The following is a 24,053-nucleotide window of genomic DNA, read 5'->3' on the forward strand; positions in this document are numbered from 1 at the left end:
CGATGAGGCACCTGCGGCTACGTGCCTCGTTACCGATTTCTTACTTTTTGGAGACCAAAGAACCATGAGTGCTATCGTTGATATCATCGGCCGCGAAATCATCGACTCGCGCGGCAATCCSACCGTCGAGTGCGAYGTKCTGCTSGAATCKGGCRYSATGGGCCGCGCSGCCGTGCCSTCGGGCGCATCGACCGGTTCGCGCGAAGCSATCGAGCTGCGYGACGGCGATCCGAAGCGTTACTTCGGCAAGGGCGTGCTGCAGGCCTGCGAGAACATCAACACCGAGATCAGCGAAGCCATCATGGGCCTGGACGCCAACGAACAGGCATTCCTGGACCGCACCCTGATCGACCTGGACGGCACCGAGAACAAGAGCCGCCTGGGCGCGAACGCGATGCTGGCCGTCTCCATGGCCGTGGCCAAGGCAGCCGCCGAAGAAGCCGGCCTGCCGCTGTACCGCTACTTCGGCGGTTCGGGCGCGATGCAGATGCCGGTGCCGATGATGAACGTCATCAACGGCGGCGCCCACGCCGACAACAACCTGGACATCCAGGAATTCATGATCATCCCGGTCGGCGCCCCGTCCTTCAAGGAAGCGGTCCGCTACGGCGCCGAGGTGTTCCACACCCTGAAGAAGATCCTGCACTCGAAGGGCCTGAACACCGCCGTCGGCGACGAAGGCGGCTTCGCTCCGTCGGTTGCCAACCATGAAGAAGCGATCAAGCTGATCATGCAGGCGATCGAGCAGGCCGGCTACGAAGCCGGCACCCAGATCGCGATCGGCCTGGACTGCGCCGCCAGCGAGTTCTACAAGGACGGCAAGTACGTGCTGGAAGGCGAAGGCGGCCTGCAGCTGTCGGCAACCGACTTCACCAACATGCTGGCCACCTGGTGCGACAAGTACCCGATCATCTCGATCGAGGACGCGATGGCCGAAGGCGACTGGGACGGCTGGAAGATCCTGACCGACCGCCTGGGCAAGCAGGTGCAGCTGGTGGGCGACGACCTGTACGTCACCAACACCAAGATCCTGAAAGAGGGCATCCAGAAGGGCATCGCCAATTCGATCCTCATCAAGATCAACCAGATCGGCACCCTGACCGAGACCTTCGCCGCCATCGAGATGGCCAAGCGCGCCGGCTACACCGCCGTGATCTCGCACCGTTCGGGCGAGACCGAAGACTCGACCATCGCCGACATCGCGGTTGGCCTGAACGCCCTGCAGATCAAGACCGGCTCGATGTCGCGTTCGGACCGCATGGCCAAGTACAACCAGCTGCTGCGCATCGAGGAAGACCTGGGCGACATCGCCAGCTACCCGGGCCGCGACGCGTTCTACAACCTGAAGTAATCGGGTCATGCAGTAGCCGAAGATTCGGGAGCCATTCCGCACGGCCAAAGGCCGGCCGGATTGTCTTCCGAATTTTTACATCATCCTCACCATGCGCATTATTACCCTTGCCCTTGCCGCTTTGCTGCTGCTGATTCAGTACCCGCTCTGGCTGGGGAAAGGGGGCTGGCTCGACGTCGGCGAGCTGGAACGCACGCTCGCCGCCAGCCGCGCCCGCACCGACCAGCTGAAGGCGCGCAACGCCAAGCTCGAGTCCGAAGTACGCGACCTGAAGGACGGCACCGAAGCCGTCGAAGAGCGTGCCCGCTACGAACTCGGCATGATCAAGCAGAACGAGATCTTCGTGCAGGTGCTGCGCAAGGACGAGAAGCCGGCGGTCATGATGACCCCGCCGCCGCCGCCGCGCGAACCCAAGGGCGCCAAGGGCGCCAAACCGCAAAAGCCGCCCGACGACTGAACCCATGTCCGACACCCTGAACACACTGGAAGCCGTCGCCGCCTGCCTGGCCGCCGCCTTCGAAAGCGGGGATGCCGACGCCATGAGCGCGGCGCTGGCCAAGGTGGCCGACTCCGACGGCCTGCCGCTGCTTGCAGCCGCCGCCAGCCTGCCGCGCGCCCAGCTCGCGGACGCCATGCGCGCAGGCGAGATGAGCCTCGACACCACGCTGGCGATCATGAAGGTGATCGACCTGCACATGCCGTGACAGAGCTGGCTTTTAAGCCGCCCGCTTTTAAGCCGCCAATAAGTGACGTTTAAATCATTCTAAAATACAATAGTTTCCTTTAAGCCAATTGCTTAGGAGACCTTTTGCATTTCGTCCCCGTCTGGACACTTCCCCGTCTCGTGTGCGGCATCCTGGCCTGCCTGGGCGCCGCCCATGGCGCGGCCCAGGAGCATGAGCCATCCCCGCAAGCGCCCGCGCCCGAGGCCGAGGCCAAGCCCGCGTTCACGGTCACGATCAAGGAATCGAGGAAATTCGGCGAGCTGCCCTACCGTCCCTTCATCGACAGCTTCCGGTTGCTGCAGTCCTACCAGCCGCCGGAGCCGCGGCTGGTCGATGTGCTGGTGCGGGCGCGCTATCCGTCGATGTCCGACGTCGAACAGGACGCCTACCTGCCCAAGAAGTGGGGCGTGGCCATCGTCAGCCGCTCGGTGGACGTGACGGTGCCGGTGCGCCGCGGCGGCTATTTCGTGCCGCCCGACCTGGAGGCCGCATATACGGAGGAGGGAAGCATCCTGTTCAGGGAGCCGACCACCAAGCCCCTGTACCTGTATTTTTCGCTGCGCGTCGGCGCCGGCCAGCGCATCCGCTACGCCGACCTCGGCAAGGCCTCGCAGCAGATCGATACGCTGCTGGGGAAGATTTCCTACTTCAACCAGCGCCTGCGTCACCTCAAGCGCGACAAGCACGACGCCATTAAAGCCTGCTTCCTCGACGCCGGCGGCGACATCCTCATCGACGGCAAATCGGTGGCCGACGCCACCATCGGCAACTGCAAGGTCCTCAGGATCGATCCGGAGCGCGTGAAGGGCGGCGACGTGATCGAGTTTTCCGGCGCACTCGACATCGTCACCTTTGCCGAGATCAGCAGAAAGGCGAATCCGGCCTGAGCCGCCGACGCCGCTCCGGCGACGGCAGCCCGGGCGCCGGATGCTCAGGCGGCGCTGCCCGCCAGCGGCGGCACGTAGCCGGGTTCGAGCAGGCCGGGCACCGGCTCACCTTCCAGGACGACGATCTCGCCGATGCTCTGGGCGCGGGTGACGATGCGGTCGCCGTTGGCGACATGGCTGCCGACCAGGGCGATCGGGCGGTTGGCGAAGGTCGATGCGTGGCCGGCGCCCGAGGTGATCACGCTTTCGCTGCCGTCCGGGTAGCGTACGCGGTCGCCGACGCAGGCGATGCGGTAATCGTCGGCGACCTGGTCGTTCGATGCCAGTACCACCTCGCCGCCGCGGCTGGTGCGCGAGCCGATGGTCGCGATCGGGTAGCGGGCGACGACCTTGCGCGGCAGCGGGGCGGCGCCGTACGGTGTCTGCGAGAGCAAAATATGCGAAGTGTCCTTGAGTGCTGCCTTGTTCATCCTGATCTCCAAAACGACGGATTCGACTGACCGGGCCAATGCCGCCTTTGTAAAAAAGCGACATTGTCCCGGCACGGTGTGCACGGGTTCGTACACTGGCCGCCCATTGGACCGCATTGTTGATTCAAACCAATTGATGTTGCTCAACTTGTCCGGAATCACGTTCTTGATTCAGGGAATTCCGACACAGCGCTTTCTTAGTCGATCAGGGCCTTGACCATCACCTTGCCGTCGCGCGGCGCGCTTTCCTGGCGCACCATCACCTGGCTGCCCTTGGCGAACCAGAACTTCGCATCGGCGCCGGGCGTGCCGTAATCGGTCGTCACCACCCAACAGTCGATCGGGCCGCCCGGTCCGGCGATGCGCTCGGAGCCCGCCACCTTGAAGTTGTAGCGTTTCGGCGCCGGCCCGCCCGGATGGTAGAAGTTGATGCTGGCTTCATAGCCTTCGGCCAGCGGCAGCGCCTGCAGGAATTCGATGTCGGTCTCGAAGTTGAAGGTCGGCTCGCCCGATGCGACCGACAGCGCCTTTTGCGTGTTCTCGGCCAGGTCCTGCATGCCGCTCACGCGGTCCGGCGCGAACAGGAAGCCTTCGACCACCTTCTTGCCCTCCTTCTCGGTGACGCGCACGTGGCTCAGCGGACGGAAGGTGGCGGTGTCGAACCAGGAGTCGAGCTTCCTGACATAGCCTGGCGAGGCCGGTGCAGCGGCCGCGCCATCCCAGCGCTGCACGATGTGCAGTTGCCGCTTGCCGTCGCGCTCATCGAAACGCACTTCGCGCGCCCAGATGTCCACCGGCGTGTTGGCGCCGTCCAGCGTCCTGACGTAGCGGAGATAGTGGTGGGTGCCGGGCTTGAGCAGGTCGAAGCGCGGCAGCGGCGTGCCGACGTCGACCTGGTGGACGGCGGCCTGGGAAGACAGGGACAGGCCCGCGAGCAGGGCGGGCAGGATGAGGTGGCGTAGGGACGGCATGGCAGCTCCTTGGTGATGGATTGCTGCCAAGTATGGGGATTATGTATGTGTCAATGCAACAACAAATGGATATGCATGCGTTCGCGTGGGCTCGCAGAGCCCGCCCTAGGAAAGCGTGCCGAGCAGTGCCCTGGTTTCTTCCGGAATCGGCACCGGCCGGTTGCTCTCCCGATCCACATAAACATGCACGAAATGCCCGGCCGCCGCCGGCAGCTCGTCGTCGTTGCGGTACAGGCCGATCTCGTAGCGCACGCTGGAGTTGCCCAGCCTGGCCACGCGCACGCCCACGTGGACGGTGTCCGGGAAGGCGATCGAGCGGAAATAGGAACAGCCGGTCTCGACCACGAAACCGACCGTCTTGCCGCCACGGATGTCGAGCACGCCCCGTTCGATCAGGAAGCGGTTCACCGCCGTATCGAAGTAGCTGTAGTAATGGACGTTGTTGACGTGGCCGTAGACGTCGTTGTCCATCCAGCGGGTAGCGATCTCGCAAAAATGCGGGAAGGCGGAGCGGGGCGTGTCGCGCATGCGGACCTTTTAGTGCTTCACATCGGAGGCCGGCGCGATCGCGTCGGCAGTCAGGTCGGCTGCGAACAGCTGGGCGCAGTCGACCGCATCGAACTCGTAGTGCTTGCCGCAGAAGTCGCAGTTGATGGCGAGCTGGCCGAGGTCGTGCAGGGCCGAATCGACTTCTTCCTTGCCCAGCATCTTCAGCATATTGCCGACCTTTTCGCGCGAGCAGCTGCAGTGGAATTCCGGGTGCAGCGGATCGAACACGCGGATCGTCTCTTCCCAGAACAGGCGCTTCAAGAGAGTTTCCACGTCCACGCTCAGCAGCTCCTCCTGCTTCAGGGTGCCGCCCAGGGCCAGCGCGCGGTTCCAGGTCTCGATGTCTTCTTCCTCGGTCGCCTGGGCCACCTGTCCTTCGACCTCGCTGTTGCGCGGCAGCTTCTGCAGCAGCAGGCCGCGTGCGACCTTGTCGTCGGCCGCCAGCCACAGCTTGGTGTCCATCTGTTCCGAGCGCAGCATGTAGTTCTCGATCACGGTGGCGATGTCCTCGCCGTGCAGCGGCACCACGCCCTGGTAGGGCTGCTGGCCCGGCACCTTGTCCTTCGGATCGAGGGTGATCACGAAGCGGCCCTGGCCGCCCACGTTCAGCAGCTCGGTGACCGAAGCCGTGTCCGGTACCACGGCGCCCGGGCTCAGCTTGGCGGTGGCGCGCAGGTGCAGCTCGGCGTCGCACTCGACCACCAGCAGCTTGACCGGGCCGTCGCCGAAGATCTGCATCACGATCGAACCGTTGAACTTCAGGTTGGCCGACAGCAGCGCGCTGGCTGCGACCATCTCGCCCAGCAGACTCTTCACTGCCTTAGGGTAGGTGTGGCGCGACTGGATCTCGGCCCAGGCCTTGGAAACCTCGACCAGCTCGCCGCGCACGGCGGCGTTGTCGAAGATGAATTTTTGCAGGATGTCCTTGCTGGTATCAGTCGTCATTCTTTATCCGATTTTCTTGAGCTCCGCCTTGAAGCGCTGGCCGCGTTCGACATAGCTGGCGGCATTGCCTTGCAGGCGGAGCAGGTCTTCTTCCGTGAGGGTACGCACTACCTTGGCCGGGGTCCCGAGGATCAGCGAGTGGTCCGGGAATTCCTTCCCTTCGGTGACCAGGGCGCCCGCACCGACTAGGCAAGCCTTGCCGATCCTGGCGCCATTCAGGATGACCGCCTGGATGCCGATCAACGAGCCGTCGCCGACGGTGCAGCCGTGCAGCATGGCCTGGTGGCCTACGGTGACGTTCTTGCCGAGCGTGAGCGGATAGCCCATGTCGGTATGCATCACCGTGCCTTCCTGTACATTGCTGTTCTCGCCGACCGTGATGCGCTCGTTGTCGCCGCGGATCGTCACGCCGTCCCAGACCGAGGCTTTCGCTTCGATCGTCACCTTGCCGATCAGGTTGGCCGAATCGGCGACATAGCTCGAAGCGTCGATCTCGGGCGCATGCTCGCCCAGCTGGTAGATTGCCATGGATGTGCTCGCAGAAGAGTAAAGGGGTTGTAATACCGCTATTTTACGCCCTCGTGCCAGCTGTCGTCCGGCAAGGGGCAGAGATGGGGACGGTGAGCGGCAAATCAAGCTTCCGGCATATAATCTGAACGGTCGTTCTATTTTCCACCATTCAAGCAGGCTCGTCATGACTCCTTCCCGTTCCGAATTCCTCACCATCCGCGGTCTGCGCACCCACGTCCGGCACTGGGGACGGGAGGGCGCACCCAAGCTCTTCATGGCCCACGGCTGGATGGACATGTCGGCTTCCTTCCAGTTCGTGGTCGACGCCCTGCAGGGCGACTGGCACGTCATCGCCCACGACTGGCGCGGCTTCGGCCTGACCGAGCGTCCGGGCACGGACACCTACTGGTTCCCGGATTACTTTGCGGATCTCGACGCCATCCTCGACCATTACGCGCCGGGCGAGGCGGTCAAGCTGCTGGGGCACAGCATGGGTGGCAACATCGTCAGCGTGTACGCGGGCATCCGGCCGGAGCGCGTGGCGCGCCTGATCAACCTGGAAGGCTTCGGCCTGGCGGCGACCCGCCCGGAATCGGCGCCGGGCCGCTACGCCGCCTGGCTGGACGAACTCAAATCGCCGCCGGCCATGCGTCCCTACGCCAGCCTCGAGGAGGTGGCGTCGCGCCTGCGGAAGACCAATCCGCGCCTGCCGGCGGAGCGTGCCGCCTTCCTGGCGCCGCACTGGGCAGCGCAGAACGCCGACGGCCAATGGGAGATCCTGGGCGACCCGGCCCACAAGATGCGCGGCCCGCTGCTGTACCGCATCGAGGAGGTGCTGGCCTGCTGGCGCCGCGTCACGGCGCCGGTGCTGTGGGTCGAGGCCGAGCACACGAATATGTGGCTGTGGATGGGACCGAAGGAGGAGGCGCGCAGCGAAGTCGAGCGCCGCATGGGCCACCTGGCGAAGGTGACGCCGCGCATGATGCCGGATGCGGGCCACATGCTGCATCATGACCAGCCGGAAATGCTGGCGCGGATGATCGAAGAGTTCCTGGCGGTATGAGGTAAGGCGTGGGCACGGCGTGCCCACGCGTAACGCATCGTGACCGCCCGATGCAGGTACAATGAAGGCATGCTGAAAGTCGATCTCCACTGCCATTCCAATGTCTCCGACGGCGTACTCGCGCCAGCCGCCGTCGCGGCCTACGCCCGCAAGGGCGGGGTCGACGCCTGGGCGCTGACCGACCACGACGAGGTCGGCGGCATCAAGGCGGCGCGCCAGGCTGCCGGCGAGCTCGGCATGCGCTTCGTGCCCGGTGTCGAGATTTCCGTCACCTGGGGCGGCGAAACCGTGCACGTGGTCGGCCTGCAGGTGAACGAGGACGAGCCCGCGCTGGTGCAGGGCCTGGCGGCAACCCGCCATGGGCGCGATGCGCGCGGCCGCGAGATCGCTACCCAGCTCGACCGCGCCGGCATTCCGAATGCCTACGAGGGCGCGCTCAAGTACGTCGGCAATCCCGACCTGCTGTCGCGCACCCATTTCGCGCGCTACCTGGTCGAGATCGGCGCCTGCGGCAGCACCGCCGAGGTGTTCCGCAAATACCTGACCGAAGGCAAGCCCGGCTATGTGCCGCACCGCTGGGCCGGCCTGGCCGAGGCGGTCGGCTGGATCCGCAAGGCCGGCGGCGTTCCCGTGATCGCCCACCCGGGCCGCTACCGTTTCACGCCGGTGGCCGAGGGCGCGCTGTTCGACGAGTTCAAGCAGCTGGGCGGCAATGCCATCGAAGTCGTCACCGGCAGCCACACGCCGGACCAGTACGAGACCTATGCGGAGACCGCGCGCCGCTACGGCTTCCTGGCGTCGCGCGGCACCGATTTCCATGCGCCGGGCGAGGCGAGGGTCGAATTCGACAAGCTGGCGCCGCTGCCGGCGGGCCTGACCCCGGTRTGGCACGACTGGTTCTGAGAGGAGGCTTCATCTCATGAAAAGAGTCATCCTGTTCCTGGCCACCAATCTTGCGGTGGTGCTCGTGCTGACCATCGTGCTCAACGTCCTCGGCGTCGGGCGCACGGTGGGGCCGGGCGGTCTCAACATCGGCGCCCTGGCGGTATTCTCGCTGGTGGTCGGCTTCACGGGTTCGATCATCTCGCTCCTGATGAGCAAGCCGATGGCCAAGTGGAGCACCGGCGCGCGCGTGATCGAACAGCCGGGCAACGGCACCGAGGCCTGGCTGCTGAATACCGTGCGTTCGCTGGCCGAGCGCGCCGGCATCGCGATGCCGGAAGTGGCCGTGTACGACGGCGAGCCGAACGCCTTCGCCACCGGCGCCTTCAAGAACTCCTCGCTGGTGGCGGTGTCCACCGGCCTGCTGGCCAGCATGAACCATGAAGAGATCGAGGCCGTGCTCGGCCACGAGATCGCCCACGTGGCGAATGGCGACATGGTCACGCTGACCCTGATCCAGGGCGTGGTCAACACCTTCGTCGTGTTCCTGGCGCGGGTGGTCGGCTTCTTCGTCGACAGCATGCTGCGCCGGGGCGACAGCGACCGCGGTCCCGGCATCGGCTATGCCATTACCGTGTTCGTGTGCCAGATCGTGTTCGGCCTGGTTGCGTCCATCATCGTGGCCTGGTTCTCGCGCCAGCGCGAGTTCCGCGCGGACGCCGGCTCGGCCCGTCTGCTGAACAGCCCGCTGCCGATGCAGCATGCGCTGATGCGCCTGGGCGGCATCCACGCCGGCGGCCTGCCGCAGTCGATGGCGGCCTCCGGCATTGCCGGCGGCGGCAGTGGCTGGGGCGCCCTGTTCGCCACCCACCCGCCGATGGAAGAGCGGATCGCGGCCCTGCAAACCCTGCAACAGCCGGGGTTTGCACGATGAGCCAATTCTTCGAGATCCATCCGGAAAACCCGCAGCCGCGCCTGATCCGCCAGGCCGCCCAGATCATCCAGTCGGGCGGCATCGTTGCCGTCCCGACCGACTCGGCCTATGCCCTGGTCTGCCGCCTCGACGACAAGGGCGCGGTCGAGAAGCTGCGCCGCATCCGCGGCGTCGACGAGAAGCACCACCTGACCCTGCTGGTGCGCGACCTGTCCGAAATCTCGACCTATGCGCGCGTCGACAACCGCCAGTACCGCCTGCTGAAGGCGGTCACGCCCGGCCCCTACACGCTGATCCTGGACGCCACCCATGAAGTGCCGCGCCGCCTGTCGCATCCTTCGCGCAAGACGATCGGCATCCGCGTGCCCGAGAGCCCGATCCTGCTGGCCCTGCTGGAAGAGCAGGGCGAGCCGCTGATCGGCACCACCCTGCAGCTGCCCGGGGACGACCACATGCTGTCCGATCCGGAAGAGGTGAGGGAGCGCCTCGGCAAGCAGCTCGACCTCATCATCGACGGCGGCGCCGGCACCCTCGAGCCCACCACCATCGTCGACCTGACCGGCGACGAGCCTGTGCTGCTGCGCGAAGGCCGTGGCGATCCGGCGGTCTTCGGCCTCTAGCCGGCCCTGACGGCCGGCCCGGTCGCGGCGTCTGTTAGAATCTCCTTTATGGATGAACTCATACGCAACCTCGCAGTCTATGCACTGCCCGTTCTTTTTGCGATCACGATGCACAACGCCGCCCAGGCGTATGCCGCAAAATACTTCGGAGACATGACGCCGTTCGCCGCCGGACGCGTCACCACCAACCCGCTGGCGCACATCGATCCTTTCGGTACCGTGATCCTGCCGATCATGCTGTACCTGGTCTCCGGCTTTGCCTTCGGCTACGCCAAGCCGCTGCCGATCGACTACGGCCGCCTGCGCAACCCGAAGCGCGACATGGCCTTCGTGGCGCTGGCCGGCACCGCCGCCAACTTCGCCATGGCGCTGCTGTGGCTGCTGCTCGGGATTTTCCTCGAATACTTCGGCGTCTCCGAACCATTCCCGAACCGGGTTGCCAAGGCAGGTGTCCTCACCAACCTGGTGCTGCTGGCCTTCAACCTGCTGCCGATCCCGCCGATGGACGGCGGCCGCATCGTCTTCAGCCTGCTGCCGAACAAGCTGGCCTATAAATACGCGAAGATCGAGCCCTACGGCTTCTTCATCCTGCTGGGCCTGATGCTGCTGAAGCTGCTGGCATACTGGGTGGTGCCGATCATGGCGGTGGCGAACCTGCTGCTGCAGCTGATCGTCTATCCGCTGAATCTCGTTCTCGGCTAAGCCCATGTTTCCCGATCGTGTCGTTTCCGGCATGCGCCCGACGGGGCACATGCACCTCGGCCATTACCATGGAGCCCTGAAGAACTGGATCCGCATGCAGTCCGAACTGCCTTGCCTGTTCTTCGTAGCCGACTGGCATGCCTTGACCACGCATTACGACGACCCGAGCATCATCGAAAAGAGCACCTGGGACATGGTGATCGACTGGCTCGCCGCCGGCATCGATCCGTCCCAGGCCACCATCTTCATCCAGTCGCGCGTGCCCGAGCACGCCGAGCTGCACCTGCTGCTGTCGATGGCCACGCCGCTGGGCTGGCTGGAGCGCGTGCCGACCTACAAGGACCAGATCGAGAACCTGGCCAACCGCGACCTTGCCACCTACGGCTTCCTCGGCTATCCGCTGCTGCAGGCGGCCGACGTGCTGATCTACCGCGCGACCCAGGTGCCGGTGGGCGAGGACCAGGTCCCGCACATCGAGATGATGCGAGAGATTGCGCGGCGCTTCAATCACCTGTACGGCAAGGAGCCGGGCTTCGAGCAGAAGGCGCTGGATGCCGTGAAAAAGCTCGGCAGCAAGCGCGCCAGGCTCTACACCGAGCTGCGCACCGCCTACCGCCAGGAAGGCGATGCCGCCGCGCTGGAGCAGGCGCAGGCCATGCTGATCGATGCCGGCAGCCTGTCGAACATCGACCGGGAACGCCTGTTCGGCTACCTCGAAGGCAGCCACAAGATCATCCTGGTCGAGCCCCAGGTCAAGCTGACCGAGGCCTCCCGCCTGCCGGGCCTGGACGGCCGCAAGATGAGCAAGAGCTACGGCAATTCGATCTCGCTGCGCGAGAATCCGGCGTCAAGCACCAGGAAAATCCGCACCATGCCGACCGACCCCGCGCGTGTGCGCCGCAGCGACGCCGGCGATCCGCTCAAGTGCCCGGTGTGGCAGCTGCACGAGGTTTATTCGGACAGCGATACCAGGGACTGGGTCATGAAGGGCTGCACCAGCGCCGGCATCGGCTGCCTGGAGTGCAAGCAGCCGGTGGTGGAAGCCGTGCTGGCCGAGCAGGCGCCGATGCACGAGCGCGCCCAGCAATACCTGGACGATCCTTCGCTGGTGCGCGCCATCGTCGCCGACGGCTGCGAAAAGGCGCGCAAGCTGGCCCAGGAAACCATGCGCGACGTGCGCGAAGCGATGGGCTTGTCGTATGTCTGAGCGTATGTCCGAGGTGTCGCCATGGGTGGCGCGCTGGGCGCCGCTGGTGCCGAACGGACGGGTGCTCGACCTGGCCTGCGGCAGCGGCCGCCATACACGCCTGTTTGCCGGCCTGGGCCATCCCGTGACCGCACTCGACCGCGATGCCGGGGCGCTGGCCGCCGCGGCAGGGCCGGGCATCGCGACCTTGCAACACGACCTGGAAGCGCCGGGCGCGGTCTGGCCCATCGCGCCGGGCAGCCTGGCGGGACTCGTCGTCACCAACTACCTGCACCGCCCGCTGTTCGGCGATATCGCCGCGGCGCTGGCGCCGGATGGGGTGCTGATCTACGAAACTTTCGCCCGCGGGAACGAAATCTTCGGCAAGCCGTCGAACCCGGACTTCCTGCTGAATCCGGTTGAGCTGCTGGAACTGGCCGCGCGCGGCGGCTTGCGCGTGGTGGCTTACGAGGATGGCGTCATCGATGCGCCGAAACCTGCGCGCGTACAGCGCCTGTGCGCGGTGGGGGCGGCCTTCGATCCCGGCATGGCAAATTTGGTTTCGGGTAATTTGTAACTGAGCTGTAAATGTCCGATAAGTGAGGTCATTTATCTAAGGTGTAATGAACCATAACCGCGGGCTATCCAGTACAATCGAATTTTTATTTATTAACGGCACGGTCCACTGATTATGATTAAGGGCAGCATAGTAGCAATCGTCACTCCGATGTTTGAAGACGGCAGTCTGGACAAAGACAGCCTCCGCAAACTGATCGACTGGCATGTTGCGGAGGGTACGGACGGCATCGTCATCGTCGGCACGACCGGCGAATCCGCCACCGTCAGCCCGGAAGAGCACTGCGAACTGATCAGGCTGACGGTCGAGCACGTCGCTGGCCGTATTCCGGTGATCGCCGGTTCGGGCGGTAACTCGACCGCCGAAGCGATCGCACTGACCCGCCATGCCAGGGACGTCGGCGCCGACGCCTCGCTGCAGGTAGTTCCGTACTACAACCGTCCGACCCAGGAAGGCATGTACCGGCACTTCAAGGCGATCGCGGAAGCGGTCGACCTGCCGGTGATCCTGTACAACGTGCCGGGCCGTACCGTGGCGGACATGAGCAACGAGACCGTGCTGCGGCTGGCGCCGATCGACAACATCGTCGGCATCAAGGATGCGACCGGCAACATCGGCCGCGGGGCCGAGCTGCTGCGCGACCTCGATCGCTCCTTCGCCGGCGGCAAGCCTTTCGGCGTGTATTCGGGCGACGATCCGACCGCAATGGCGCTGATGCTGATGGGCGGCGCCGGCAATATCTCGGTGACGGCCAACGTCGCACCGCGCGCCATGCACGAGCTGTGCGAGGCGGCGATGGCGGGGCAGGTTGCCCGTGCTGTGGAAATCAATAACCGCGTGCTGTCGCTGCACAGCAAGCTGTTCGTAGAACCGAATCCGGTCCCGGTCAAATGGGCGCTGGCTGAAATGGGCAAGATGCCGGCGGGCCTGCGTTTGCCGCTGGCGCCGCTGTCCGCGCAATACCACGACACCGTACGCGCCGCGTTGCGCGACTCCGGCGTCCTTTGATAGCTTCAGACTCAGAACGACATGATGAATCGCAAGTTCAAGACTCACCACGCAGCCCGCACCGTCGCCCTGGCCACCGTGGCGCTCAGCCTGGCCGCCTGCACGACCGTGTTCGAATCGGATAAAGTGGACTACCGCTCGGCCAAGAAAGCCGCGCCGCTGGACATCCCGCCCGATCTGACCCAACTCCAGAAGGACAACCGCTACGCCGTGCCTGACGGCCGCGGCATCGCCACCGCTTCCGGCTTCCAGCAGGCACGCGGCACCCCGGCCGCCGGCCCGGCAGCCGTGAACGGCGCCGTGGGTCCGGTCTCGACCGATGCCGTGCGCATCGAGCGCGCCGGCAACCAGCGCTGGCTGGTGGTCAAGGAGACCCCGGAACAGCTGTGGCCGCAGCTCCAGGCCTTCTGGCCGAGCGTCGGTTTCACGGTGGAATCCGAGAACCTCCAGACCGGCATCATGGAGACCAACTGGGCCGAGAACCGCGCCAAGATCCCGCAAGACATCATTCGCCGCACCATCGGCAAGGTCTTCGATTCGGCCTACTCGACCGGCGAGCGCGACAAGTACCGCACCCGCCTGGAGCGCCGTCCGGACGGCTCGACCGAGATCTACATCAGCCACCGCGGTGCAGAGGAAGTGCTGGTTGGTCCGCAGAAGGAAAGCACGACCTGGACCTCGCGTCCGAGCGATCCGGGCCTGGAAGCCGAATTCCTGGGCCGCCTGATGGCCCAGCTGACCGGCCAGATCAAGCCGGCGGAAGTCAAGCAGGCCACCGAGGCCGTCGCCAGCGCCGCGCCGGAAGCCCAGCACGCCAAGCTGGAAAACGGCAAGGTCGTCGTCGACGAAGGCTTCGACCGCGCATGGCGCCGCGTCGGCCTGGCACTCGACCGCGTCGGCTTCACCGTCGAAGACCGCGACCGCGTGCAGGGCATCTACTTCGTGCGCTATGTCGATCCGGACAAGGCAAGCAAGGAAGGCTTCTTCAGCAAGCTGTTCGGCAGCGAAGACAAGAACAAGGAAGCCCAGCGCTACCGCGTGCTGGTCTCGGCGGTCCCGAACGCGACCACCACCGACATCACCGTCCAGAGCAACGACGGCAAGCCGGAGACCTCGGAAACCGGTGCCAAGATCCTGAAGCTGCTGGCGGATGAGCTGAAATAATCGGGTTCGAGCCCAAAGAAAGACCGGCCTTTGGCCGGTTTTTTTATTGTTGACTCCAAAGCGTCATTCCCGCATTCGCGGAAATGAGGTGTTCGGCTAGTACAGGCGTAAAAAAACCGGCCCGCAGGCCGGTTTTTTTCTGAAGCAATTCAGAATTACTTCGAAGCAGCCGGAGCGGCAGCAGCGGCAGCAGCGTCAGCAGCAGCCGAAGCGGCCGAAGCAGCAGCCGAAGCAGCCGAAGCGGCAGCATCAGCAGCGGCCGGAGCGGCCGGGGTTGCAGCGGCGTCAGCCGGAGCGGCCGGAGCAGCAGCCGGAGCGGTGGCTTCAGCAGCCGGTGCCGGAGCAGCAGCAGGAGCTTCTTCTTTCTTGCTGCAAGCAGCCAGAGCAACAGCCAGCAGGGACACGATCAGCAGAGATTTTTTCATGATTTTTCCTTAGTAAATTCAAAAGGTAAGGTACATCTAATGCGATGAATAATTACCGGTAATTATCGCTCGTTAGGAATTTCGATACGGAATCTTCCTAACCCGATATTATAGCCAAATTTACTGAATCGCAATAGAAAACTCATGCCAGGATGGCACGTTTAGAGGTAACAACAACATTCATATTGTATCAACTTGTAACACGAATGTGCAGCTAGCGTGTCATAGGGAAAACCGGCTCACAGCCCGGTCGTGGACGGGGGCAAACCCGGCTGCGATTCTTCCCAGATTGCCGCAAAACGCTCACGCGGGATTTCACTTTCTTGTGGCGCATCAAACGCCGCTTCGCCCCGTAAATGGTCGCTGTGGAAGCGCCGCACGAGGTGCACGCCGTCCGCGATGCAGAAGGAATCCGTGAGCTGGCGGATGCCGCGCCCGGTGAGCCGGCATTCGATCCGGTGGCCGTGGTCGCGCAGCAGGCGCAGGAAGCGCGGAAAGTGGCGCTCGGTGTGCGCGCTGTCATGCATCGCCAGGCGCAACCGGCCGCCGCCCAGAAAGAAGCGGCGCAGGGTAGTGTCGACATCCGGATCGCCCAGCGGGAATAGCGAGAAATCCGGATCGAACATGTCGAGCGAGGCCTGCGCCCGCTCCAGCACCGCGCGCAGCTGGCGCTGGAACTCGGCACGGGTGTCGAAGCGCAGGATGTCCATCGTGCTCAGTCTACGCCTTCAACCCAGTTCCAGCCAGCCGTCCGAATACCAGGTGTGGAGCGCTTCCAGCACGTCATCGGAGGCCTGGTCCAGCATCGCGCCGTCAAGGCCGCGCTGGTTTGCCAGCACGTCGAGCACGGCCTTGTCCGCACGGCCAACGGCAAACGATTCGCCGTTGATGAACACGTGTTTGCCGCGGTAGAGCATCAGGGTCTTGGCCGACAGCTTCAGCCCCCGCTTGGCGGCCTGTTCCATGAAGCGGCCCACGGTCAGCGGTTTGGCGACCGGCGTGAAGAACACATTGTGCTTGGGTTCGGACAGGTATTCGCCCAGGAAGATGGTGACGTCTTCCTCGTCCCAGCGCACCTTGTTCAGTTCTTCGGTGATGCTGCTCAGCATGTCCTTCGGGATCTCGGCCGGATTCCTGGCCGGTTGCAGTTCCGGGTCGGCGTAGCGGCCCGGCAGGTCGATCGAATCGGCCATGAACTGCAGGAAGGCTTCGCCCAGTTCCTGGAAGGACGGGGAGCGGAAGCCGATCGAATAGGTCATGCATTCGCCCTCGGCCACGCCGTCATGGGCGTAGTGCGGCGGCAGGTAGAGCATGTCGCCCGGCTCGAGCACGAATTCTTCTTCCGGTTCGAAGTTGGCGAGGATCTTCAGCGGCAGGCCCTCGACCAGGCTCAGGTCCTGCTGGGCGCCGATGCGCCAGCGGCGCCGGCCCTGGGCCTGCAGCAGGAACACGTCGTAGGAATCGAAGTGGGGACCGACACCGCCGCCGTCGGTGGCGAAGCTGACCATCAGGTCGTCCAGGCGCGCGTCCGGCACGAAGCGGAATTCGYGCAGGAGTTCGTCGGCTTTCGGATCGTGCAGGTTGACGCCCTGGACCAGCATGGTCCACTCGCGCTCGCTGCGCGGCGGCAGTTCCTGGAGCGGGCCGTGCTGCATGTCCCATTGCTTGCCGGTCTGGGTGACGAGGCGTGATTCGACGTGGTTGAGCTTGGCCAGTTCGGCCAGCTTGTCGAATTTGAGCAGGGGTTTGAAACCGGGGATGGCCTGACGGATCAGCAGCGGCTTCTTGTGCCAGTAATCACGAAGAAACTGGGCGGGAGTAATGTTCCCGAGGAGCTGTAATTTTTTCATGCGACATTATAACCAGTGCTCGGAAGGCTTCGGCGAGCATCGCAGGCCGACAGTGCAACGCGCGGCAGGTTTGCGAGGCTTCCGCGTTAGCGGGGTTATAATCCGAGCCTTATCCACGAAAGGAAGCGCAATGAAGATTGCCCAGAACACGGTAGTATCGGTCAACTACAAGCTGTCCGACGCCCAGAACAACCTGATCGAAGATGGCGCCCAGCCGATGGTGTACCTGCACGGCGGCTACGAGAACACGCTGCCGAAGATCGAAGAGGAACTGGACGGCAAGGAAGTGGGCTACTCGTCGACCATCCAGATCGAGCCGGAAGACGCCTTCGGCGACTACGACCCGACCCTGCTGAAAGTCGAAGAGCGTTCGCGCCTGCCGGAGCCGCTCGAAGTCGGCATGCAGTTCGAAGGCGTTGCCGAGGGCGGGGAAGACGAACCGACCATCTTCACCGTCACCGAAATCGCGGACGACAAGGTCGTGCTCGACGGTAATCACCCGCTGGCCGGCATGGCCCTGCGCTTCGACCTGTCGGTCATCGACGTGCGCGCCGCCACGGCGGAAGAAATCGCCCACGGTCACGTGCACGGCGCTCACGGCCACCACCACGGCCATGACGACGACATGGACGACGGCGAGGAAGGCGACCACTTCCGCAGCCAGCCGCTGAACTGATCGGCCCGGCCCGGCAACGGACCGCAACGCGCGGTCCGTGCTCATTTGCGCACTTTTTTCTGCTCGATTGAGCACTTATTTGGCGCTGTCCTTGCCTGCTTCCTTGACCGCCTTGGGATGACGCCCGTCGTCCTGTTTGTCCTGCTTTTCCGGCCTCGCCTTCGCGCCGGTATCTTCCAGCTCGCTCACCTTGAACAGGGTCCTGGCCCCCGGATCCACCGCGACGTCGATTTCGTCATGCCCGACCGATAGATGGCCCAGGTTGCCGCGCCATTCGATCGCCGGCTTCGCCCCCTTGGCCAGCGGCGCGCCGTCGACCAGCAGCACCTTGCCCGGGAATTTCTGCGCCAGCGCCAGCACCTGGCGGCGCGTCTCGGCAAAGCCGTCGTTGTCCGGCACCGCGCGGCGCAGCAGGGCGCGCAGGCCGGTCGGCTGCGACAGCGCCTTCAGGTCGCCTTCGCTGAACAGCACGATGGCCTCCGCCTTGTCGCGCCGGGCGATGGTGAACAGGCGGTTCAGCCAGAAGCGGTTGGCCACCAGCCGGTCTTCGTATTCGCTGTTGCGGCCCGCTTCCGTCAGGTAGTGATTGTTGTTGGCCGGGAGGTTGAGGGTGGCGTACAGCACCTTGCCGACCGACCAGTGGGCATTCTCCGCATAGCTGCGAAAACGCGGGCTCATCGACTGGCGCGTGAGCGGCAGCTTGCGCGCGCCCAGCGATTTCGGCTCGCCGTAGAACAGTTCGCGCATGCGGTTCAGGCGCTCGATCGCATTCGAGCGGCCTGCGCTGTTGCGGCACTCGGTCCAGTCGCTGGCGGCCGGCACCACGATGGCGGGCCGGCGCGCATCGCCGATCAGCTCGCGCCGCTGCTGGTAGACCTTGTCGCTGCAGGCTTCCTTCACGCCCTTGATGCCGGTGACCACCATGAAGGCGCTCGACTGGTCGTCGCTCTGGTCCAGGGCCTGCTTCAGGCGTCCTTCGAAGCCGTCGGCGAAGCTGTGGCCGATCACCGCGAAGGTGTGCGCCTCGTCGGCTTCCTTCGTGGCTTTCGCGCCTTTCGTATCCTTGGCCGCCAGCGCGCCGGCCGAGACCAGCAAGGCGGCCAGCAGGATGCCGATGCGCCGGCGCGCGCGTGGACCGGTCAAGCGCATTATGCGCTGGCCAGGCGCTTGAGCTCGTACAGGCGCTCGAGCGCTTCGCGCGGGGTCAGGGCATCCGGATCGATGGTGTCGAGCAGCAGCAGGGCGGGCGACTCCTCGGCTGCCGGCGCCGCCGCTGCCGTGGCTTGCGCCGCGGTGGCGGGCGCCGGTTCGGCATCGGCATCGTCGCAGGGCGGTGCGGCGAACAGGTCGAGCTGGGGCGTGGCGTCCAGCGCCTGCGATTCCAGCCGCGCCAGGTGCTTGCGCGCGGCGCGGATCACCGCGGGCGGCACGCCGGCCAGTTGCGCCACCTGCAGGCCGTAGCTCTGCGAAGCCGGGCCGTCCTGCACCGCGTGCAGGAACACGATGCTGTCCTTGTGCTCGACCGCCGACAGGTGCACGTTGGCCGCGCTCGGATGGGCTTCCGGCAGCTGGGTCAGCTCGAAATAGTGGGTTGCGAACAGCGTGAAGCTGCGGCTGCTGTCGATCAGGTGGCGCGCGATCGCCCAGGCCAGGGCCAGGCCGTCGAAGGTCGAGGTGCCGCGGCCCACTTCGTCCATCAGCACCAGCGAATGCTCGGTGGCGCCGTTCAGGATCGCCGCCGATTCCGTCATCTCGACCATGAAGGTGGAGCGACCGTTGGCCAGGTCGTCGGAGGCGCCGATGCGGGTGAAGATGCGGTCGATCGGGCCGATGGTAGCAAGGGTCGCCGGCACATAGCTGCCCACGTAGGCCAGCAGCGTGATCAGGGCGACCTGGCGCATGAAGGTCGATTTACCGCCCATGTTCGGACCGGTAATCAGGAGCAGGCGCTTGTCGTTCGACAGGGCGCAATCGTTGGCGATGAAGCGCTCGATCTGGTTCTCGACCACCGGATGGCGGCCCTCGACGATGGTCAGGCAAGGGGCATCCACCAGCTGCGGACGGCACCAGTTGTTGCGCGTCGCATGCGAAACCAGCGCCACCAGCGCGTCGACCTGGGCGATGCCGCCGGCGACCTTCTGCAGGCAGACGATGTGCGGGGCCAGGTCGCCGAGCAGCTGGTCGTACAGCAGCTTCTCGCGCGAGAGGGCGCGGTCCTGGGCAGACAAGGCCTTGTCTTCGAAGGCCTTCAGTTCCGGCGTGATGTAGCGCTCGCAGTTCTTGAGGGTCTGGCGGCGGCGATAGTCCTCGGGCACCTTGTCGGCCTGGCCGTTGGTGACTTCGATGTAGAAGCCATGCACCTTGTTGTACTCGACGCGCAGGTTGGCGATGCCGGTGCGGGCGCGTTCGCGGGTCTCGAGATCGACCAGGAACTGGCCGGCGTTCTCGGACAGCGCGCGCAGCTCGTCCAGTTCGGCATCGAAGCCGCGTGCGAACACGCCGCCGTCGCGCACCATGGCGGCCGGTTCCTCGGCGATGGCGCGGGCCAGCAGGTCCAGGCAATCCTCGGGGATCGCGATGGCTTCATGAATGTCGCGCAGCAGCTTGGCGTCGCCCGGGATGAAGCAGCGCGCCACCTGCTCGCGCAGCACCGGCAGCTGTTTCAGGCCGTCGCGCAGGGCGGCCAGGTCGCGCGGGCGCACGGTCAGCAGGGCGATGCGGGTGGTGATGCGCTCGACGTCCGGCACATGGGCCAGCGTGCCCGAGAGGGTGGCCATGGCATCGTGTTCGGCCAGCGCGGCGATCGCCTCGTGGCGGCCGCGCGCCACCGACTGGTCGCGCTTCGCATGGTGCAGCCAGTGGCGCAGCAGACGCGAACCCATCGCGGTGCGGCAGCCGTCCAGCAGCGAAAACAGGGTAGGTGCTTCGGTACCGCGGATGGTCTCGGTCAGTTCCAGGTTGCGGCGCGTGGCGGCATCGAGGCCGATGAATTCGCTCTCGGATTCGACGGCCAGGCTCTTCACGTGCTGCAGGCCGCGTCCCTGCGTCGACTGGGCGTAGCGCAGCAGCGCGCCGGCCGCACCGAAGGCGGCGCCGAGGCCGTCCGCGCCGAAGCCGCTCAGGGTCGACACGCCGAGCTGGTCGAGCAGGGCCTTGTGGCCGTGCACCACTTCGAAATGCCACTCGGGCACGCGCTGGTTGTGGCCGATGCTGGTCTCTTCGAACATGTCGCCGCCGTTGGCGTCCGCGCGCAGCACTTCGGCCGGTGCGATCCGTTCCAGTTCCTGCACCAGGCGCAGGGCGGCGGTCTTCGAATCCGCCGTGAACTCCATCAGCTTCAATGCGCCGCTGGCCAGCGACAGCCAGGCCAGGCCGGTGGTCACCTGCTTGCGGTTCGGGACCGTGCACACGGCCAGCAGCGGACGCTCGGCCTTCTCCGGCAGCAGGTCCGAATCGGTCAGGGTGCCCGGCGTGACCACGCGCACCACCTTGCGCTCGACCGGCCCTTTGGACAGGGCCGGATCGCCGATCTGTTCGCAGATCGCGCAGGACTCGCCCAGCTTGACCAGCTTGGCCAGGTAGGGGTCGAGCGAGTGGAAGGGCACGCCCGCCATCTTGATCGGATTGCCGTTCGAGTTGCCGCGCGCCGTCAGCGTGATGCCCAGGATGCGCGCGGCCTTCTCGGCATCCTCGAAGAACAGCTCGTAGAAGTCGCCCATGCGGTAGAAGACCAGCATGGATGGGTACTCGCTCTTGATGCGCAGGTACTGCTGCATCATCGGCGTGTGTTGGCTTTTTCCGGGCTTGGTAACTTCCTGATCTAACGGCATGTTGTCGCCTAACTTCATGATTTCTTTGAGTATTCTTGCTTTGTTCGGTGTGCGGGCGCCGCCGGGAGCCACGCCAGACCTGCGCAGGGTGGGGATATGTCGCGCGGCGCCGCGCGGCGGGGCAGCTGCCGCCAGACGAGCACTTTACCATGCCCGATTGGCCGGTTAGCAGTTCGGGAGGCCGGGGGGCGCCAGTATAAAGTAAAAGCTGCGCGGAGCCTACCGGATGGGCGCGCGGAGCGTGTCGCCGAGCTCGGCAAAACAGCGGTATTATTTATATAAATACAACGAAGCTCGAGGGCGGGGGACGAGTGAAATCGATCAAGTTTCGCATCTTCATACTGGCCGGCGCAGCGATGGCGCTGTCCGTGCCGGCGCCGGCCCAGGAGGTCCTTCCACTGGACTATGGGCAGGCACTGCGCCGGCTGGAGGCGCGCTCCGGCGCGATCGAGGGCGCCAGACTCGACTACCGTGCCAAGGATTTGCAGGCCCAGGCCTTGCGCCGCATCGACGGTCCGGACCTGCGCCTGAACGGCTTTGCCGGGCGCATGTCGACCACCTTGAGCGTCGACACCAGCCGTATCACGCAAGCCCTGGAGCCGGCCCTGGCGCCGGTGCTGGAACTGCTGCCGCCAGTGCCTGGCCTGGCCTTGCCGGAGGTGCCCGGCACACTGGAGGCCAACCGCGTTTTCAATATCCGTTCGCTGGGCCTGGGCTCGGTCTGGCCGCTGTACACCGGCGGTCGCTTGCAGGCGCTCAAGGAGGGCGCCGCGGGCCGCGCCGACGAAGCCGGCGCCGCGCTGCGGAGCGCGCAGGACGAGGCCGCGCTGCAACTGGCGCAGCGCTATTTCGGGGTACAACTGGCGCGCAAGGCCAGCCGGCTGCGCGCCGACGCGGTGACGGTGGCGCGGGAGCACCAGCAAATGGCGCGCAAGCTCGAGCGCACCGGACTGATCGCGAAGGTCGAGCGCCTGAAGGCCGACGTCGCGGTCGACAACGCCCAGCGCGAAGCCGCCAAGGCGGCCAGCGACCTGGAGGTGGCCGAACTGGCGCTGCGCCGCATGCTGGCCGAAGAGCGGCAGGTGGATCCGGCGACGCCGCTGTTCGTGCACGAGCGCGCGGTCGGCTCGCTGGCTTCTTTCGTCGACGCGGCGCTGGCCTCGAACGCGGCCTGGAAGCAGATCGAGAGCAAGCGCCGGCAGGCGGCCGCCAGCGTCAAGCTGCAGGGCCAGGCATATAGCCCGACCGTGATCGGGGTCGCCAACTACAACCTGAACCGCGGCGGCACGGCGCGCGCCAACTGGCTGGTCGGCGTGGCGCTCAACGTGCCGCTGGTCGACCGGGTCGACCGCGCCAGGCTGGGCGCTGCCGCCCGTCTCGAGCAGCAGCGGGTCGAGGTGGCCGCCGAGCAGGCCGGGCGCGACATCCCGACACTGGCCGAGAGCCAGTGGCGCGCGATGGAAGACGCGCGCCAGCGCTACCTGTCGATGGCCTCGGCGATCGAACTGGCGCGCGAAACCCTGCGCCTGGCGCAAGTGTCGTTCAAGAATGCGCAGGCCACGACGGCCGAGGTCGACGATGCGTCGCTGAACCTGACCAAGGCCTCGATCGAGCGGGCCCAGGCCGCCTACGACTATGTGCTGGCGCTGGCGCGCCTGCTTGGCACCGCAGGCAGTCCCGGGCGCCTTGCCGAACATGCGCGCAGCGCGACCCACGTGGTCGACCCGGACAAGGAATGAAGAACATGGCAAACGCAAACCGCAAACGCGCGCTGGCCGGAGTGGCCGGCATCCTCTTCCTCGGCCTGCTGGGTTGGGGCCTGTACCGCTCGCTGCAGCCGGTGCCGGATGCGCTGCAGGGGCAGGCAGAAGCCCAGGAGATCAATGTCTCATCGAAGGTGCCCGGGCGCGTCGGGCAAGTCCATGTGCAGCTGGGCCAGATGGTGAGCCGCGGCCAGTTGCTGTTCGAGCTGGACAGCCCGGAAGTGCGGGCCAAGGTGGCCCAGGCGCAGGCCGCGCGCGAGGCCGCCGGCGCGGTTGCGCAGAAGGCGCAGGCCGGTGCGCGGCCCGAGGAAATCGCCGCCGCACGCGCCAACTGGGAGCGCGCCGAGGCCGGCGCCCGGCTGGCCGACGTGACCTACAAGCGGGTCGGGGCGATGGTCGCCGAAGGCGTGCTGGCGCGCCAGAAGGGCGACGAAGCCCAGGCGCAGGCGCGTTCGGCGCGCGAACTGGCGAGCGCCGCGCGCGCCCAGTACGACCTTGCGCGCCAGGGCGCGCGCAAGGAAGACAAGCAGGCCGCGCAGGCCCAGGCGCGCCAGGTGGACGGGGTGGTGGCCGAGGCCGACGCGGCACTGGCCGAGACCCGCATCGTCGCGCCCGCTGCAGGCGAGGTGACCAAGCTGGCGATCCAGGCCGGCGAGCTGGCGCCGCAAGGCTTCCCGGTGGTGACCCTGGTTGACCTGAACGACGTCTGGGCGGTGCTGGCGGTGCGCGAGGACATGTTCAAGCCCTTCGCCAAGGACACTGTGCACGAAGCCGATATTCCGGCGCTGAAGACGCGCGCCCGCTTCAAGGTGACTGCGGTGGCGGCGCTGCCGGCCTTCGCCACCTGGCGCGCGGCCCGTCCCGGCGGTACCGACCTGCGCACATTCGAAGTGYGGCTGCGTCCGACGGCGGCAGTGCCGGGCCTGCGCCCGGGCATGACGGTGGTGTTCGACCGCTGAGCGCAA

26 protein-coding genes are annotated in these 24,053 nt (G+C 65.7%); 16 read left to right on the forward strand and 10 right to left on the reverse strand.

The features are described from left to right. Positions 1 to 64 precede the first annotated feature (64 nt). From eno to AC1DIX_RS17390, 4 genes are all read left to right on the forward strand, one after another. A complete protein-coding gene (gene eno / locus AC1DIX_RS17375) occupies positions 65 to 1,351 on the forward strand; it encodes a phosphopyruvate hydratase (RefSeq protein WP_477326032.1) in 1,287 nt (428 codons plus the stop codon). 91 nt (positions 1,352 to 1,442) lie between these two features. Next, complete coding sequence (ftsB, locus tag AC1DIX_RS17380; protein WP_442123488.1) at positions 1,443 to 1,808, forward strand: cell division protein FtsB; 366 nt, start codon at positions 1,443 to 1,445, stop codon at positions 1,806 to 1,808. Positions 1,809 to 1,812: 4 nt separating this feature from the next. Beyond that, a complete protein-coding gene (locus AC1DIX_RS17385) occupies positions 1,813 to 2,055 on the forward strand; it encodes a hypothetical protein (RefSeq protein ID WP_477326034.1) in 243 nt (80 codons plus the stop codon). A gap of 104 nt (positions 2,056 to 2,159) precedes the next feature. Beyond that, positions 2,160 to 2,963, forward strand: a complete 804-nt coding sequence (locus AC1DIX_RS17390) for a hypothetical protein (protein WP_477326036.1) — start codon at positions 2,160 to 2,162, stop codon at positions 2,961 to 2,963. Between the two features lie 44 nt (positions 2,964 to 3,007). On the opposite strand, the gene AC1DIX_RS17395 is transcribed toward AC1DIX_RS17390, so the two are convergent. The 5 genes from AC1DIX_RS17395 to AC1DIX_RS17415 all read right to left on the reverse strand — a co-directional run bounded on the left by AC1DIX_RS17395 (position 3,008) and on the right by AC1DIX_RS17415 (position 6,426). Next, positions 3,008 to 3,433, reverse strand: coding sequence for a PAAR domain-containing protein (locus AC1DIX_RS17395; RefSeq protein WP_442123491.1), 426 nt, complete (start codon positions 3,431 to 3,433; stop codon positions 3,008 to 3,010). Positions 3,434 to 3,630: 197 nt separating this feature from the next. Beyond that, positions 3,631 to 4,404 carry a DUF3108 domain-containing protein gene (locus tag AC1DIX_RS17400; RefSeq protein WP_442123492.1) on the reverse strand — a complete coding sequence of 258 codons (774 nt, stop codon included), beginning with the start codon at positions 4,402 to 4,404 and terminating at the stop codon, positions 3,631 to 3,633. Positions 4,405 to 4,509: 105 nt separating this feature from the next. Next, positions 4,510 to 4,932 carry an acyl-CoA thioesterase gene (locus AC1DIX_RS17405; RefSeq protein ID WP_442123493.1) on the reverse strand — a complete coding sequence of 141 codons (423 nt, stop codon included), beginning with the start codon at positions 4,930 to 4,932 and terminating at the stop codon, positions 4,510 to 4,512. A 9-nt stretch (positions 4,933 to 4,941) separates the two neighbouring features. Next, on the reverse strand, positions 4,942 to 5,898 hold the full coding sequence (gene hslO / locus AC1DIX_RS17410; protein ID WP_442123494.1) for an Hsp33 family molecular chaperone HslO: 957 nt from the start codon (positions 5,896 to 5,898) through the stop codon (positions 4,942 to 4,944). 3 nt (positions 5,899 to 5,901) lie between these two features. Next, the gene (locus tag AC1DIX_RS17415; RefSeq protein WP_442123495.1) at positions 5,902 to 6,426 is read right to left on the reverse strand and encodes a gamma carbonic anhydrase family protein; all 525 of its coding nucleotides are present in this window, start codon (positions 6,424 to 6,426) and stop codon (positions 5,902 to 5,904) included. Between the two features lie 166 nt (positions 6,427 to 6,592). Between AC1DIX_RS17415 and AC1DIX_RS17420 the strand changes: the two genes are divergently transcribed. The 9 genes from AC1DIX_RS17420 to bamC all read left to right on the forward strand — a co-directional run bounded on the left by AC1DIX_RS17420 (position 6,593) and on the right by bamC (position 14,544). Further along, positions 6,593 to 7,471, forward strand: coding sequence for an alpha/beta fold hydrolase (locus AC1DIX_RS17420; protein ID WP_477326039.1), 879 nt, complete (start codon positions 6,593 to 6,595; stop codon positions 7,469 to 7,471). A gap of 69 nt (positions 7,472 to 7,540) precedes the next feature. Beyond that, positions 7,541 to 8,374 carry a 3',5'-nucleoside bisphosphate phosphatase gene (locus AC1DIX_RS17425; RefSeq protein ID WP_477326041.1) on the forward strand — a complete coding sequence of 278 codons (834 nt, stop codon included), beginning with the start codon at positions 7,541 to 7,543 and terminating at the stop codon, positions 8,372 to 8,374. A 16-nt stretch (positions 8,375 to 8,390) separates the two neighbouring features. Beyond that, complete coding sequence (gene htpX, locus AC1DIX_RS17430) at positions 8,391 to 9,287, forward strand: protease HtpX (RefSeq protein ID WP_477326043.1); 897 nt, start codon at positions 8,391 to 8,393, stop codon at positions 9,285 to 9,287. After that, positions 9,284 to 9,907, forward strand: a complete 624-nt coding sequence (locus AC1DIX_RS17435) for an L-threonylcarbamoyladenylate synthase (RefSeq protein WP_477326045.1) — start codon at positions 9,284 to 9,286, stop codon at positions 9,905 to 9,907. Before htpX ends, AC1DIX_RS17435 begins: the two co-directional genes overlap by 4 nt. Positions 9,908 to 9,955: 48 nt before the next feature. Beyond that, on the forward strand, positions 9,956 to 10,609 hold the full coding sequence (locus AC1DIX_RS17440) for a site-2 protease family protein (RefSeq protein WP_442123500.1): 654 nt from the start codon (positions 9,956 to 9,958) through the stop codon (positions 10,607 to 10,609). A gap of 4 nt (positions 10,610 to 10,613) precedes the next feature. Next, on the forward strand, positions 10,614 to 11,816 hold the full coding sequence (locus tag AC1DIX_RS17445) for a tryptophan--tRNA ligase (RefSeq protein ID WP_477326047.1): 1,203 nt from the start codon (positions 10,614 to 10,616) through the stop codon (positions 11,814 to 11,816). Then, a complete protein-coding gene (locus tag AC1DIX_RS17450; protein ID WP_477326049.1) occupies positions 11,809 to 12,372 on the forward strand; it encodes a class I SAM-dependent methyltransferase in 564 nt (187 codons plus the stop codon). Before AC1DIX_RS17445 ends, AC1DIX_RS17450 begins: the two co-directional genes overlap by 8 nt. Before the next feature lie 114 nt (positions 12,373 to 12,486). After that, the gene (dapA, locus tag AC1DIX_RS17455) at positions 12,487 to 13,380 is read left to right on the forward strand and encodes a 4-hydroxy-tetrahydrodipicolinate synthase (protein ID WP_442123503.1); all 894 of its coding nucleotides are present in this window, start codon (positions 12,487 to 12,489) and stop codon (positions 13,378 to 13,380) included. Between the two features lie 24 nt (positions 13,381 to 13,404). Then, entirely contained in the window at positions 13,405 to 14,544 is a 1,140-nt protein-coding gene (gene bamC, locus AC1DIX_RS17460) for an outer membrane protein assembly factor BamC (RefSeq protein WP_442123541.1), read from the forward strand. A gap of 155 nt (positions 14,545 to 14,699) precedes the next feature. Here the strand turns inward: bamC and AC1DIX_RS17465 are convergent, their stop codons facing one another. From AC1DIX_RS17465 to AC1DIX_RS17475, 3 genes are all read right to left on the reverse strand, one after another. Beyond that, on the reverse strand, positions 14,700 to 14,969 hold the full coding sequence (locus AC1DIX_RS17465; protein ID WP_477326051.1) for a hypothetical protein: 270 nt from the start codon (positions 14,967 to 14,969) through the stop codon (positions 14,700 to 14,702). 239 nt (positions 14,970 to 15,208) lie between these two features. Beyond that, positions 15,209 to 15,679, reverse strand: a complete 471-nt coding sequence (locus AC1DIX_RS17470; protein WP_477326053.1) for a DUF7931 domain-containing protein — start codon at positions 15,677 to 15,679, stop codon at positions 15,209 to 15,211. Between the two features lie 18 nt (positions 15,680 to 15,697). Beyond that, positions 15,698 to 16,819 (reverse strand): ribosomal protein uL16 3-hydroxylase, encoded by a 1,122-nt coding sequence (locus tag AC1DIX_RS17475; protein WP_477326055.1) that lies wholly within the window; start codon positions 16,817 to 16,819, stop codon positions 15,698 to 15,700. Between the two features lie 130 nt (positions 16,820 to 16,949). Here AC1DIX_RS17475 and AC1DIX_RS17480 point away from each other — a divergent pair, with 130 nt between their 5' ends. Beyond that, positions 16,950 to 17,495, forward strand: a complete 546-nt coding sequence (locus tag AC1DIX_RS17480; protein WP_442123507.1) for an FKBP-type peptidyl-prolyl cis-trans isomerase — start codon at positions 16,950 to 16,952, stop codon at positions 17,493 to 17,495. Positions 17,496 to 17,570: 75 nt separating this feature from the next. Here AC1DIX_RS17480 and AC1DIX_RS17485 read toward each other — a convergent pair whose 3' ends face one another. Together AC1DIX_RS17485 and mutS are read right to left on the reverse strand one after the other, a co-directional pair. After that, complete coding sequence (locus tag AC1DIX_RS17485) at positions 17,571 to 18,644, reverse strand: hypothetical protein (RefSeq protein ID WP_477326057.1); 1,074 nt, start codon at positions 18,642 to 18,644, stop codon at positions 17,571 to 17,573. Beyond that, positions 18,644 to 21,325 (reverse strand): DNA mismatch repair protein MutS, encoded by a 2,682-nt coding sequence (mutS, locus tag AC1DIX_RS17490; RefSeq protein WP_477326059.1) that lies wholly within the window; start codon positions 21,323 to 21,325, stop codon positions 18,644 to 18,646. The genes AC1DIX_RS17485 and mutS overlap by 1 nt, the downstream gene beginning before the upstream one ends. Positions 21,326 to 21,636: 311 nt before the next feature. Between mutS and AC1DIX_RS17495 the strand changes: the two genes are divergently transcribed. Continuing rightward, positions 21,637 to 23,064: a TolC family protein gene (locus tag AC1DIX_RS17495; protein ID WP_477326061.1), complete on the forward strand. Its 1,428-nt coding sequence runs from the start codon at positions 21,637 to 21,639 to the stop codon at positions 23,062 to 23,064. Positions 23,065 to 23,069: 5 nt separating this feature from the next. Next, positions 23,070 to 24,047, forward strand: a complete 978-nt coding sequence (locus AC1DIX_RS17500) for an HlyD family secretion protein (protein WP_477326063.1) — start codon at positions 23,070 to 23,072, stop codon at positions 24,045 to 24,047. Positions 24,048 to 24,053: the final 6 nt, after the last annotated feature.

The organism is Massilia sp. 05N420, assembly GCF_056397205.1.